The following is an 11677-nucleotide window of genomic DNA, read 5'->3' as shown; positions in this document are numbered from 1 at the left end:
CTGTCTGCCAGGAGTGGTAGTTCAGTTGGTTAGAATACCGGCCTGTCACGCCGGGGGTCGCGGGTTCGAGTCCCGTCCACTCCGCCAGATTCCAAAAGCCTTCTTGTCCTGTGGCAAGAAGGCTTTTTTCCATCGCTGCTGCTGCCCGGGTGCAGCGTGCAAGAAAAAGCCGATCGCCGGGTTGCCCCGCAGATCGGCTTTTTGCATCGCAAGGCCCGCAGGCCTTGCTATTACTTGGGTGCCAGGCGGATGGCGCCATCAAGGCGGATCACTTCGCCATTGAGCATATCGTTCTCGATGATGTGCTTGACCAGCTTGGCGTAGTCCTCAGGGGTGCCCAGGCGGCTGGGGAAGGGCACGCCAGCGGCAAGCGCATCCTGCACCTCTTGGGGCATGCCAAAGAGCATGGGGGTGCCAAAGATGCCGGGGGCAATGGTCATGTTGCGGATGCCGCTGCGCGCCAGATCGCGGGCGATCGGCAAGGTCATGCCGACCACGCCGCCTTTGGAAGCCGCATAGGCCGCCTGGCCGATCTGGCCGTCATAGGCGGCCACGCTGGCCGTCGAGATCAGCACGCCGCGCTCGCCAGTGAGCTCGGGCGCATTCTGGGCCATCGCTTCGGCGCAGAGGCGGATCATGTTGAAGCTGCCAATCAGGTTGACCGTGATGGTTTTGCTGAACAACTCCAACGAATGCGCGCCTTTTTTGCCGACGGTCTTTTCAGCCGGGGCAATGCCTGCGCAGTTGACCAGGCCAAACAGCTTGCCCAGCGATACCGCCTTGTCCACGACGGCCTGGGCCTGTTCGGCATTCGACACATCGCATTGCACAAATGCGCCGCCCAGCTGCTGGGCCAGCGCCTGGCCTTTGTCTGCCTGCATGTCGGCGATGACGACGGTGGCGCCTTCATTGGTGAGCATGCGGGCCGTGCCTTCTCCCAGGCCTGACGCGCCGCCTGTGACGATAAATACCTTCTTGGCGATTTGCATCGCTATGTCTCCCGGTTGTTGGATCGGTGCATCTTAGCCGAGCCCAGCGCGGTGAGCAGTCACAAAAAAAGCCCGCGAGCGGGCTTTTCGTGACAGCGTGCGCGGCTTACTGGAAGCCGGCGCGGTCCAGCATCTGCTGCACCTTGGCCATGTTGCTGCCCACAGCGCTGATCGGGATGGTCTCGCTCTTGAACGGCTTGTCCTGCGTCATCGCCTTCAGCGCCGGGTTGTCGGTCTGCACGTTCTTGGCTGCAGGCCACTCGTTGTTGCCGTTGGCGAAGTAGGTCTGGGCTTCCGGGCTGGCCAGGTACTCCAGGAACTTGACCGCGTTGTCCTTGTTCTTGCTGTACTTGGCGACTGCGCCGCCAGCGATGTTCAGATGGGTGCCCCAGCTGCTCTGGTTCGGGAACACGACGCTCACCTTGTTGGTGATCGCGACATCGTCGGGATTGCTCGAACGCATCAGGCGAGCGAAGTAGTAGCTGTTGGTGACGGCGATATCGCATTCACCAGCGGCAACGGCCTTGATCTGGTCGGTGTCACCGCCTTTGGGTGGGCGTGCCAGATTGTCCTTGACACCTTGCAGCCATTGCTGGGCCTTGGCTTCACCGATGTGTTCGGTGACGGCGCCAAACAGGCTCAGGTTGTAGGGGTGCGAGGCCGAGCGGATGCAGATCTTGCCCTTGTTCTTGGGGTCGGCCAGCTTTTCATAGCTGTCAACATCCTCGAGCTTGACCTTGTCCTTGTTGTAGGCGATCACACGGGCACGGGTCGACAGACCGAACCAGGTGATGCCGCCATCGGCTTCGGGCTGGGCGCGCAGGTTGGCGGGGATCACGTCCTCCAGCTTGGCCGAGCGGATCGGCAGGAACAGGTTGTCCTTCTCGCCGCGGTAGAGGCGGGCGGCGTCCACCATCAACACCACATCGGCAGGGGAGGCGGCACCTTCTGCCTTGAGGCGGGCCACAATGCCTGCGTCGTCCGAGTCCACACGGTTGATCTTGATGCCGGTCGCTTTTGTGAAGTTGTTATAGAGCGCCTCATCCGTCGCGTAGTGGCGGGCAGAGTACAAGTTGACCACTTCCTGGGCTTGTGCAGCAGCACCTGCCGTGATGGCGCAAGCCAGTGCAAGGATTTTGAAAGAATGCATAGGGCAAAACGTCTCTGTAAAGTTGGAGACGCGATCTTAATTGAAACAAGAATTGTTTCTATTTAATCCAGTGCAGGGTCTGTGCTTATTCAGCTGCCATTAAGTGACGCATTGTTCATGGCGCGCCAGCCGTGCTGGCCGCCGGACAGACAAAAAAAAGCCCGGCAAGGCCGGGCTTTAAAAGGATCCAAGAAACCAGGTTTCGAAAAGATCCAAGGAGACAACTGGGTGCACCGACAAAGTCAGTGCGATCTATGTATTCTAGGGTTTACCCTTGGCTTTGTCCAGGGGCTGGCCCTTTGCCGGGCTCAGTTGTGGGTATTGGGCCACAACCGGCGTCCGTTCAGCGGCGCTTGGCGGTCGCTGCGCTGACGGTACCAGCAGCCTTGACGGCGTTGTTGGTGATCGTGTTGAAGTTGGTCTCGGCCACTTCACCGGCTTGCTTCACGGCCTTTTGCACGGAGTCGTAGGCGTTGTTGGCAGCGGCAACAGCGGTCTTCATCACGGCAACGGCGCTTTCAGAACCGGCTGGTGCGTTCTTGGCAGCAGTATCGACAAAGTCATTGAACTTCGACTGGGCTTCCACGGCCTTGTTTTCGAACGCCTTGCTGAATTCCAGGCTGGTGGCAGCGGCGATTTCATACAGATGGCGGCTGTAGGCAGCGGTCTTTTCGGCCATCGGTTGCAGCAGACCGCTTTGCACGCTCAGCAGATCCTGGGCGCTCTTGGCATCGAGCACGGCCGAGGTGTTGGCCGAGACATCGGACAGCGCAGCGCGGGTAGCGGCCACATTCAGTTCCACCAGCTTTTCCACGCCTTCAAAGGCCTTGTTGGTCAGGCCCAGCAGGGTTTCCAGATTTGCCTTGTGTGCAGCCAGGATTTGGTCAGGGGTCAATGCCATGTTCATACTCCGTCTCGTTAGAAGTGGTGAAAATACCGGTCCGGACACCCATTGTGTACCGGAGGCTTGTGCATTGCTTTGAATTTGCTGCACTGCACAATGACTCTATTGTTGGGCATCTGCGGGTGTTTTGCAAGCCTTTTTTTGTGCAGTGCAGCAAAAAATCTTTTGTTTTGATTTCAATCATTTACCTTTTGTTTAATTAGTTGATGGGGTAACGAATTAATCGCCTGGCAATTGGCTCAAACCTGCTTGTTCTGACGTTGTAGCCGCCGCATGTGACAGCACGATGGCAGCGTCTGTGCTGGTCTGTCTCCGACAGTGCCGCGCTGCGGTGACGGCGGGTTCGGGCACTCGAAGAACGTGTTTACGATCTCCTCGCGCCGCGACAGCGGTTTTGCGGGATGGGAGGCGAGGGGGCGCCCAGCCGCGCAACACCGCAGCCATAGTCGCACTATCGCGGGGATTTGCAACGACGCAGACCGCCCCTAGTCGGGCACCCCTGCCCGGGCGGCCCTAGTCGGGCACCCCTAGTCGGGCACCCCTAGTCGGGCACCCCTAGCCGGGCGCCCGCAAAGCCACTGTCCGAAGGGTTGGAGTGAAATCGGGCGATTTCTGCGCGCTGGCCCTTGCTTGCACCCCGGTGCAAGCTGCAGACCATCGCTTCGAACTCATCCCGATTGCACTCCAACGCGGCCGCGTAGAGATCGCAAACACGTTCTACAATGCCTGCGAACTTCGTGACCAGGATGGCCAGATGTCTTCTTCGCAGCAGCACGCCGAGCGTCCCCAGCCGCAGCCCCGGTCGGCCTATGCCGAGTTTGTGCGCATAACCACCCGTTGGGCGGATAACGATGCCTATGGGCATGTCAACAACGTCGTTTATTACAGTTGGTTCGACACGGCCGTGAACCGCTTGCTGATCGACAATGGGCTGCTCGATCTGGAAAAGAGCACCAGTATCGGCCTGGTGGTGGAGACCCAATGCCACTATTTTGCGCCAGTGTCCTATCCGCAGGATGTCGATGTTGGCGTGCGGGTCGCGCATCTGGGTAAAAGCAGTGTGCGTTATGAGCTGGCGATTTTTGTGGCCGGTGCATCGCAAAGCGCCGCTTGCGGGCATTTTGTCCATGTCTATGTGGACCGCAGCAGCCGGCGCCCGGTTGCGCTGCCAGACGCCACGCGCTTGGCGCTCGACAGACTGCGCCTGCGATAAGCCTCCGCGGGGTTGCCTTGCCCTGCCTCACAGCAGGGCGGCGGTCAATCGCCTACACTTGCCGCTGTTGCGACCTTATGAAATAGGCGCTGGGTTGTGGATACGAGACATGGCGTCTGCCTGTAGCAGCCACATAGGCCGCTGCACGTGTGGGCGCGCAACCCTGTGCTGCCAACCATGATTATCCAAAGTCTGCTGGACACCGACCTGTACAAGTTCACGATGATGCAGGTGGTGCTGCACCAGTTTCCGGGAGCCCAGGTGGAATACAAGTTCCGCTGCCGCAACCCCGGCGTGCAACTGGCGCCGTATGTGGACGAGATTCGCGCCGAAATCCAGCATCTGTGCAGCCTGCGCTTTGCCGATGACGAATTGGCCTATCTGCAGTCGCTGCGCTTCATCAAAAGCGATTTCATCGATTTTCTGCGGCTCTACCAGCTCAAGGAAAAATACATCAGCGTGATGCCGCTGCCCAGCGGTGAGATCGATATCACGATCACCGGCCCCTGGCTGCACACCGTGCTGTTCGAGATCCCGGTGCTCGCCATCGTCAACGAGGTCTACTTTCGCAACACCCAGCCTGAGCCCGATTGGGCGGAGGGGCGCAGGCGCCTGGCGGGCAAGATCGAGGCCATGCGTGGGCAGGGCCTGGAGGCGCTCAAGATCGCCGACTATGGCACGCGCCGGCGTTTCAGCCATCGCTGGCAGCGCGAGGTGCTAGGCAGCCTGGTGGGTGGCCTGGGCGTGGCCACACATCCAGCGATGCCGGGCGAGCGCCGGGGCCAACTGGCCGGCACCAGCAACACCTTGTTTGCCAAACAACTGGGCCTGACCCCGCTGGGCACGATGGCCCATGAATACCTGCAGGCCTGCCAGGCGCTGGGACCGCGCCTGCGCGAAAGCCAAATCTATGGCTTTGACATGTGGGCCAAGGAATACCGGGGCGATCTGGGCATTGCGCTGTCCGATGTCTATGGCATGGATGCCTTCCTGCGCGATTTCGACCTGTACTTCTGCAAGCTCTTTGACGGCGCGCGGCATGACAGCGGCGACCCGTTCAGCTGGGGTGAGCGGCTGATTGCCCATTACAAGCTGCACAAGGTCGATCCGCTGAGCAAGATCCTGATCTTCAGCGATGCGCTGACGATACCGCGCACCATTGCACTGTTCGAACGCTTCCAGGGGCGCTGCCAGCTGGCCTTCGGTGTGGGCACCAACCTGACCAATGACCTCGGCTACGAGCCGCTGCAGATCGTCATCAAGATGACCCGCTGCAATGGCCAGCCGGTCGCCAAGATATCGGACACGCCCGGCAAGAGCATGTGCGACGACGAAAAATACCTGGCCTATCTGCGCCAGGTGTTCAACCTGCCCCCCAGCCAGCACATGCCGCCGCAAGGGGTGGCACCAGCCCCCGCACGTGCGGGTTAATCGGGAGGGCAGCTGTCACCCGCAGCCGGTCCTGGCGCATGGCCGCTGACTAAAATCACCGGCTGCACCCGTCTGCCAAGCGCGCACGGCTGCATGGGGAATAAGCACAAACACAAGGAGCAGCTTATGGCGCAGGTGGGGCAGCGGTATGGGGCGTGGGGCAGGGCGGCCGTGGGGGCCGCGGTGCTGGTACCGGGCTGGGCCAGTGCGGCCACGATCAATGGGGCTGATCTTTCTGTTTTATGGGGCATCCCTTTTGCCGGCATTCTGCTGTCGATTGCGCTGATGCCGCTGTTTTTGCCCCACTTCTGGCACCACCATTTTGGCAAGGTCGCCGCTTTCTGGGCGCTGGCCTTTTTGCTGCCGTTTGCTGCCGTCTTCGGACCGGGGTTGGCCGCTGGCAGCCTGGCCCATGCGCTGGTGGCTGAATACATTCCCTTCGTCATTTTGCTCACCGCCTTGTTCACGGTCTCGGGCGGCATCTACATCCGTGGCAACCTGCATGGCTCACCGGGCTTGAACACTGCCATCCTGGCCATTGGGGCGGTGCTGGCCAGCTTCATGGGCACCACCGGGGCGTCGATGCTGCTGATCCGGCCGCTGATCCGCGCCAACGATGCCCGCCGCAGTTGCGCGCATGTGGTCGTGTTCTTCATCTTCATCGTCTCCAACGCCGGTGGCTCGCTCACGCCGCTGGGCGATCCGCCGCTGTTCCTGGGGTTTTTGAAGGGTGTGGACTTCTTCTGGACCGTGCGCCACATCTTTGCCGAGACCCTGTTTCTGGTCGGCGCGCTGCTGGTGATCTTCTACCTGCTGGACCGCTACATGCTGCGCTTTGACGCGCAAAAGCCCCGCACCGATCCGACGCCCGACACCCACAGCCTGGGCTTTGAGGGCAAGATCAATTTTGTGCTGCTGGGCGCCGTGGTGGCCCTGGTGCTGCTCAGCGGCTTCTGGAAGTCCGACCTGCAGTGGGACATTGCCGGTGTAGCCGTTGGTCTGCCATCCATCGTGCGTGATCTGGGCCTGATGGTGGTGGCCGTGCTGTCCTTCAAGCTCACGCCCGCGTCGGCCCATGCCGCCAACCAGTTCGACTGGGGCCCGATGCAGGAAGTGGCCAAGCTGTTCGCCGGCATTTTTCTGACCATCATCCCCGTCATTGCAATGCTGCAGGCTGGTGCCGACGGGCCTTTTGGTGCCGTGGTACGTGCGGTGACCCGGCCCGATGGCTCGCCGGACCCGGCGATGTACTTCTGGGCCGCCGGCCTGCTCAGCAGCTTTTTGGACAATGCGCCCACCTATTTGGTGTTCTTCAATACCGCCGGGGGCGATCCCCAGGTGCTGATGACCTCGATGGCAACCACGTTGGCCGCCATCTCGGCCGGTGCTGTTTTCATGGGTGCGAACACCTATATCGGCAACGCGCCCAATATGATGGTCAAGGCCATTGCCGAAAGCCGCGGGGTGCGCATGCCCAGCTTTTTTGGCTACATGGCCTGGTCCTGCGCCATTCTTGTGCCGCTGTTTATCGTGATGACTTTTATCTGGTTCCGCTGAACCCCGAGGAAACTGCCGATGTCCCGCCCGAAAATTCTGATTGCCCGCGCCATCTCCCCTGAAGTGGTCACTGTGCTGGAGCAGCACTTCGAGGTCCAGTCCAACCAGGACGATGTCGCCTGGTCGCCCACCGAGCTGGCCGAGCGCCTGCAGGGCATCGATGGCGTGCTGACCACCGGCTCGCAGCGCATCGATGCGGCTTTGCTGGCCGCCTGCCCGCAGTTGCAGATCTGCGCCAACATGGCCGTGGGCTACAACAACTTCGATGTGGCCGCGATGACGGCAGCCGGCGTGCAGGGCACCAATGCGCCCGATGTGCTGACCGAGACCACGGCCGATTTCGGCTTTGCGCTGATGATGGCGGCTGCCCGCCGCATCACCGAAAGCGAGCATTTTCTGCGCGCCGGACAGTGGAAGGACTGGCGCTATGATCTGTTGGCCGGTGCCGAGGTACATGGCAGCACCCTGGGCATTCTGGGCATGGGCCGCATCGGCCAGGCCATTGCGCGGCGTGGTGCCCATGGCTTTGGCATGCAGGTGGTCTACCACAACCGCTCGCGCCTGAGCCCCGAGCTGGAGGCCGATTGCAAGGCCCGCTATGTGAGCAAGCAGGAGCTGCTCAGCACCGCCGACCACCTGGTGCTGGTGCTGCCCTACACCCCTGAGGCCCACCACACGATCGGTGCGGCCGAGATCGCCAGCATGAAGCCCACGGCGACGCTGACCAATATTGCGCGCGGCGGCATTGTTGACGACGCGGCGCTGGCCAAGGCCCTGGCCAACAAGACCATTGCTGCCGCCGGCCTGGATGTGTTCGAGGGCGAGCCTGCGGTGCACCCGGATTTGCTGGCACTGTCCAATGTGGTGCTGACCCCGCATATCGCCAGCGCCACGATGGGCACGCGCCGGGCCATGGCCCAGCTGGCGGCCGACAACCTGATCGCCTACCTGGGAGGCCAGGAGCCGGTCACGCCCGTCAACCACCTGGAGCACAGCCGCCGCAGCGCTGCCTGAACGCAAAATATTTCAATAAACATGGCTGTTTGTGCCCACCAGGCGGGTGCAAGCAGCTATTATTTTTGAAGTCTTCTCAAACACGGGGAACGCTTGTGAATCTGGATCTGGATCGGTCGCTGCTCAGCCTGGTGCTGCTGGCCTTGGTGTTGTTGGCGGTGCTGGCCAATCTGCTGGTCATGCTGCTGCGCCGGCCCAAGGCCGATCTGGGTGAGGTCTGGCTGCAGCATCAGGAGCGCCAGGCCCGGGACCAGCAGCAGACGGTGCAGGCGCTGGCGCGCAGCGAAGGGGCGCTCAGCCACCTGTCGCAGCACCTGACTTTGCAGCTGCGCGAACTGAACCAGGGCAGCCAGGATGTGATGGGCGAGTTCCGCGAATCGCTGGAGGCGCGCATGGCGCAAAGCCTGGCCGAATCCCGCCTGGGGCGCCAGGAACTGGCCCAGGCACTGGCCGGGTTCGAGGCCCAGCTGGCGCAGCGCCTGGCCCACCTCGATGCCGCCGTCAACCAGCGCCTGTCGGTGCTCGATACCTCGCTGACCCAGCGCGTCGATGCACTCACCCGGGCCAACCACCACAGCCTGACCACGCTCAAGACCGATGTGCAGTCGCACCTGAGCGGCATGCAGGATGGGGTGGGACGCCAGCTGGCGCAGCTGCTGCAGGCCAACCAGCAGCAGGCTGAGCAGCTGCGCGGTACGCTCAATGAGCGGCTGGCCAGCATCCAGAGCGACAACGCCAGCAAGCTCGAAGAGATGCGCAAAACGGTGGACGAAAAACTGCATGCCACCTTGGAGCAGCGCCTGGGTGAATCCTTCAAGCTGGTCAGCGACCGGCTGGAGCAGGTGCACAAGGGCTTGGGCGAGATGCAGACCCTGGCCGGCAGCGTGGGCGACCTCAAGCGTGTGATGACCAATGTGAAATCGCGCGGCACCTGGGGCGAGCTGCAGCTGGGCATGATCATCGACAACGTGCTGACCGCCCAGCAGTACGCCAGGAACGTCAAGACTGTGCCGGGCAGTGACGAGATGGTGGAGTTCGCGATCCGCCTGCCGGGCCACAGCGACGACAGGCCGGTGTGGCTGCCCATCGATTCCAAATACCCGGTGGAGCACTACCAGCGCCTGATGGATGCGCAGGAAAGCATGGACAAGGCGGCGATCCAGTCGGCCAGCATCGGTTTTGAGAACTCGATCCGCCTGGAGGCCAAGAAGATTTACAGCAAGTACGTCTCGCCGCCCAACACCACCGATTTTGCGGTGCTCTACCTGCCCACCGAGGGCCTGTTTGCCGAGGTGATGCGCCGGCCCGGCCTGGTCGAGGCGGTGCAAAACGACTGCCGGGTCATGGTCTCGGGGCCCGCCAACCTGGCAGCGATGCTCAACAGCCTGCAAATGGGCTTCAAGACGCTGGCCATCGAAAAGCGCAGCTCCGAGGTCTGGGCGGTGCTGGGCCAGGTCAAGACCGAGTTCAACAAGTTTGGCGAGGTGGTCGAGGCCACGCGCAAGTCGCTGGACCAGGCAGCCAAGAAGTTCGAGCAGGTCGATGTGCGCACCCGGGCGATCAAAAAGCGCCTCTCGCATGTGCATGAGACGCCTGCAGCCGGTGAGTTGGGCCCTCTGACCTCGGATACGGACGAAGGCGACAGCGCGGCAAGCCTTTCTTAGCCGACAATGCAGGCCAAGCAAGCGCCAAGTGCCCAAGGTGCTGAAGGGAACGCGTGAATCGCGAGTTGATACGGCTGATCATCGGCCAGTTTTTCGTCCATACCTGTATGACAGGCACGCGTTTGGCAGCCCCGCTGCTGGCCCTGCGCGATGGCCACACCCCCGGCGCCGTGGGGTTCTTGCTCAGTCTGTTTGCGCTCACGCAGGTGTTTCTGGCGCTGCCGGCAGGCCGCTACGCCGACCGGCATGGCTTCATGAAGCCGATGCTCGCGGCGATTGCGCTGGCCTTTGTCGGTACTGCCATCGGCGTCGCCTTTCCCCGCTTTGAAGTCCTGTGCCTGTCGGCGCTGCTGACCGGCGCGGGTTGCGGCATCTCCATCATTGCGCTGCAGCGCCACGCCGGCCGCGTCGCGCATGAGGCCAGCGAATTGCGCCAGATCTTCAGCTGGCTGTCATTGGGCCCGGCGATTGCCAATTTTCTGGGCCCGATGGTGACGGGCCTGATCATCGACCACTCCACCGGCCAGGCGGGCAACAACCTGTCCTACCGCATCGCTTTTGCGGTGCTGGCGCTGTTCTCGGTGGTCGCCTGGTGGTGCGTGCGCAGCGCGCAGGAGATGGAGCCGGCGCCGCCCAAGAGCGATGGCCAGCCGCACCATGCCTGGGATTTGCTGCGCGAGCAGTCCTTCCGGCGCCTGCTGATCGTCAACTGGCTGGTGGCCTCCTGCTGGGATGTGCACACCTTTGTCGTGCCGTTGCTGGGCCATGACCGGGGTCTGTCGGCCTCCGAGATCGGCGCCGTGCTCGGCGTGTTCGCGCTGGCGGCCTTTGTGATCCGGGTGCTGCTGCCTGCCATCTCGCGCCATCTGCGTGAGATGACGGTGGTGATGGCCGCGATGGTGCTGACCGCCGCCATCTTCGCGGTCTATCCGCTGATGCCCAATGCCTGGGCGATGGCCTTTTGTTCAGCCTTGCTGGGCATCGGCCTGGGCAGCGTGCAGCCGATGGCCATGAGCATGCTGCACCAGATCACTCCGGAAGAGCGCCATGGCGAGGCGGTGGGCCTGCGGCTGATGCTGATCAACGGCTCCAGCGTCTGCATGCCGCTGATGTTCGGTGCGGCGGGGGCGGCGATCGGTGTCGGCGGGGTCTTCTGGGTGATGGGCGCGCTGGTAGGTGCGGGCTCGCGCATGGCCTGGGTGCTGGGGAAAACGCCGCTGCCGACTTTCAAGGTCATCGACAGCAGTCCTGCGGCGGGGCCCGCCGTCCATGCGCTGGGTGAGAAGCCGGTGGCTATGCCGCCACGCGAGCCCTGATCGGTGGGCCCGACTTGCATTTGGCTCTGGCCCGAGCGGCTAAACTGCAGGGCTTGAATGGGGGATGCAAGCATGATGGATGGATTGGTTTCCGGGCGCATACTGGGCCAGCCGGTCGAGCGCACCAGTAAAACCGGAAAGCCCTACGCGCTGGCCAAGGTGCGTGCCAATGCCGGTGCAGGCGATGGCGAGATGCTGATTGTCAACGTCATCGCTTTCGACGATGCCCCGGTCGCCGCATTGCTGGGCCTGGGCGATGGCGACAGCATCTGCCTGTCGGGCAGCCTGACGCCCAAGGTCTGGGTGGACCGCGATGGCGTCGCCCGCCCCAGTGTCGATATGGTGGCCCACCAGGTGCTGACCGCCTACGCGGTGGCGCGCAAGCGCGGTGTGGCGGGCGACACGGACCTGGATCCTGCGGGCTGATCCCGTCCGGATG

10 protein-coding genes and 1 tRNA gene are annotated in these 11677 nt (G+C 62.4%); 8 read left to right on the top strand and 3 right to left on the bottom strand.

Features of this window, described 5'->3' with window-relative positions; translation table 11 throughout:
* Positions 1-10 precede the first annotated feature (10 nt).
* Positions 11-87, top strand: a tRNA-Asp gene (locus tag ACHWUQ_RS02295).
* A gap of 143 nt (positions 88-230) precedes the next feature.
* On the opposite strand, the gene ACHWUQ_RS02290 is transcribed toward ACHWUQ_RS02295, so the two are convergent.
* From ACHWUQ_RS02290 to ACHWUQ_RS02280, 3 genes are all read right to left on the bottom strand, one after another.
* A complete protein-coding gene (locus tag ACHWUQ_RS02290) occupies positions 231-989 on the bottom strand; it encodes a 3-hydroxyacyl-CoA dehydrogenase (RefSeq protein ID WP_239811683.1) in 759 nt (252 codons plus the stop codon).
* Positions 990-1095: 106 nt separating this feature from the next.
* On the bottom strand, positions 1096-2139 hold the full coding sequence (locus tag ACHWUQ_RS02285) for an extracellular solute-binding protein (protein ID WP_239811684.1): 1044 nt from the start codon (positions 2137-2139) through the stop codon (positions 1096-1098).
* Between the two features lie 343 nt (positions 2140-2482).
* Positions 2483-3040: a phasin family protein gene (locus ACHWUQ_RS02280; protein ID WP_239811685.1), complete on the bottom strand. Its 558-nt coding sequence runs from the start codon at positions 3038-3040 to the stop codon at positions 2483-2485.
* A gap of 757 nt (positions 3041-3797) precedes the next feature.
* Between ACHWUQ_RS02280 and ACHWUQ_RS02275 the strand changes: the two genes are divergently transcribed.
* From ACHWUQ_RS02275 to ACHWUQ_RS02245, 7 genes are all read left to right on the top strand, one after another.
* Positions 3798-4256, top strand: a complete 459-nt coding sequence (locus tag ACHWUQ_RS02275) for a thioesterase family protein (protein ID WP_239811686.1) — start codon at positions 3798-3800, stop codon at positions 4254-4256.
* Positions 4257-4433: 177 nt separating this feature from the next.
* Positions 4434-5687, top strand: a complete 1254-nt coding sequence (pncB, locus tag ACHWUQ_RS02270; protein ID WP_239811687.1) for a nicotinate phosphoribosyltransferase — start codon at positions 4434-4436, stop codon at positions 5685-5687.
* A gap of 126 nt (positions 5688-5813) precedes the next feature.
* Entirely contained in the window at positions 5814-7244 is a 1431-nt protein-coding gene (locus tag ACHWUQ_RS02265; protein ID WP_394680232.1) for a sodium:proton antiporter, read from the top strand.
* Between the two features lie 18 nt (positions 7245-7262).
* Positions 7263-8258, top strand: coding sequence for a D-glycerate dehydrogenase (locus ACHWUQ_RS02260; protein ID WP_312462673.1), 996 nt, complete (start codon positions 7263-7265; stop codon positions 8256-8258).
* A gap of 179 nt (positions 8259-8437) precedes the next feature.
* Positions 8438-9922 carry a DNA recombination protein RmuC gene (rmuC, locus tag ACHWUQ_RS02255; protein WP_312529936.1) on the top strand — a complete coding sequence of 495 codons (1485 nt, stop codon included), beginning with the start codon at positions 8438-8440 and terminating at the stop codon, positions 9920-9922.
* 53 nt (positions 9923-9975) lie between these two features.
* On the top strand, positions 9976-11238 hold the full coding sequence (locus ACHWUQ_RS02250; RefSeq protein ID WP_394680231.1) for an MFS transporter: 1263 nt from the start codon (positions 9976-9978) through the stop codon (positions 11236-11238).
* 75 nt (positions 11239-11313) lie between these two features.
* Positions 11314-11664: a single-stranded DNA-binding protein gene (locus ACHWUQ_RS02245; RefSeq protein ID WP_312408835.1), complete on the top strand. Its 351-nt coding sequence runs from the start codon at positions 11314-11316 to the stop codon at positions 11662-11664.
* Positions 11665-11677: the final 13 nt, after the last annotated feature.

Source organism: uncultured Comamonas sp. (genome assembly GCF_964277875.1).
In the GTDB taxonomy this organism is placed as follows: Bacteria; Pseudomonadota; Gammaproteobacteria; order Burkholderiales; family Burkholderiaceae_C; genus Comamonas; species Comamonas sediminis.
This window is presented reverse-complemented; position numbering and strand designations above follow the sequence as displayed.

Excerpts from the sequence above, each read along its gene's own strand:
- ACHWUQ_RS02285 (WP_239811684.1), bottom strand. The coding sequence starts at position 2,139 with ATGCATTCTTTCAAAATCCTTGCACTGGCTTGCGCCATCACGGCAGGT.
- pncB (WP_239811687.1), top strand. The coding sequence starts at position 4,434 with ATGATTATCCAAAGTCTGCTGGACACCGACCTGTACAAGTTCACGATG.
- ACHWUQ_RS02265 (WP_394680232.1), top strand. The coding sequence starts at position 5,814 with ATGGCGCAGGTGGGGCAGCGGTATGGGGCGTGGGGCAGGGCGGCCGTG.
- ACHWUQ_RS02275 (WP_239811686.1), top strand. The coding sequence starts at position 3,798 with ATGTCTTCTTCGCAGCAGCACGCCGAGCGTCCCCAGCCGCAGCCCCGG.
- ACHWUQ_RS02280 (WP_239811685.1), bottom strand. The coding sequence starts at position 3,040 with ATGGCATTGACCCCTGACCAAATCCTGGCTGCACACAAGGCAAATCTG.
- ACHWUQ_RS02290 (WP_239811683.1), bottom strand. The coding sequence starts at position 989 with ATGCAAATCGCCAAGAAGGTATTTATCGTCACAGGCGGCGCGTCAGGC.
- rmuC (WP_312529936.1), top strand. The coding sequence starts at position 8,438 with ATGCTGCTGCGCCGGCCCAAGGCCGATCTGGGTGAGGTCTGGCTGCAG.
- ACHWUQ_RS02245 (WP_312408835.1), top strand. The coding sequence starts at position 11,314 with ATGGATGGATTGGTTTCCGGGCGCATACTGGGCCAGCCGGTCGAGCGC.
- ACHWUQ_RS02260 (WP_312462673.1), top strand. The coding sequence starts at position 7,263 with ATGTCCCGCCCGAAAATTCTGATTGCCCGCGCCATCTCCCCTGAAGTG.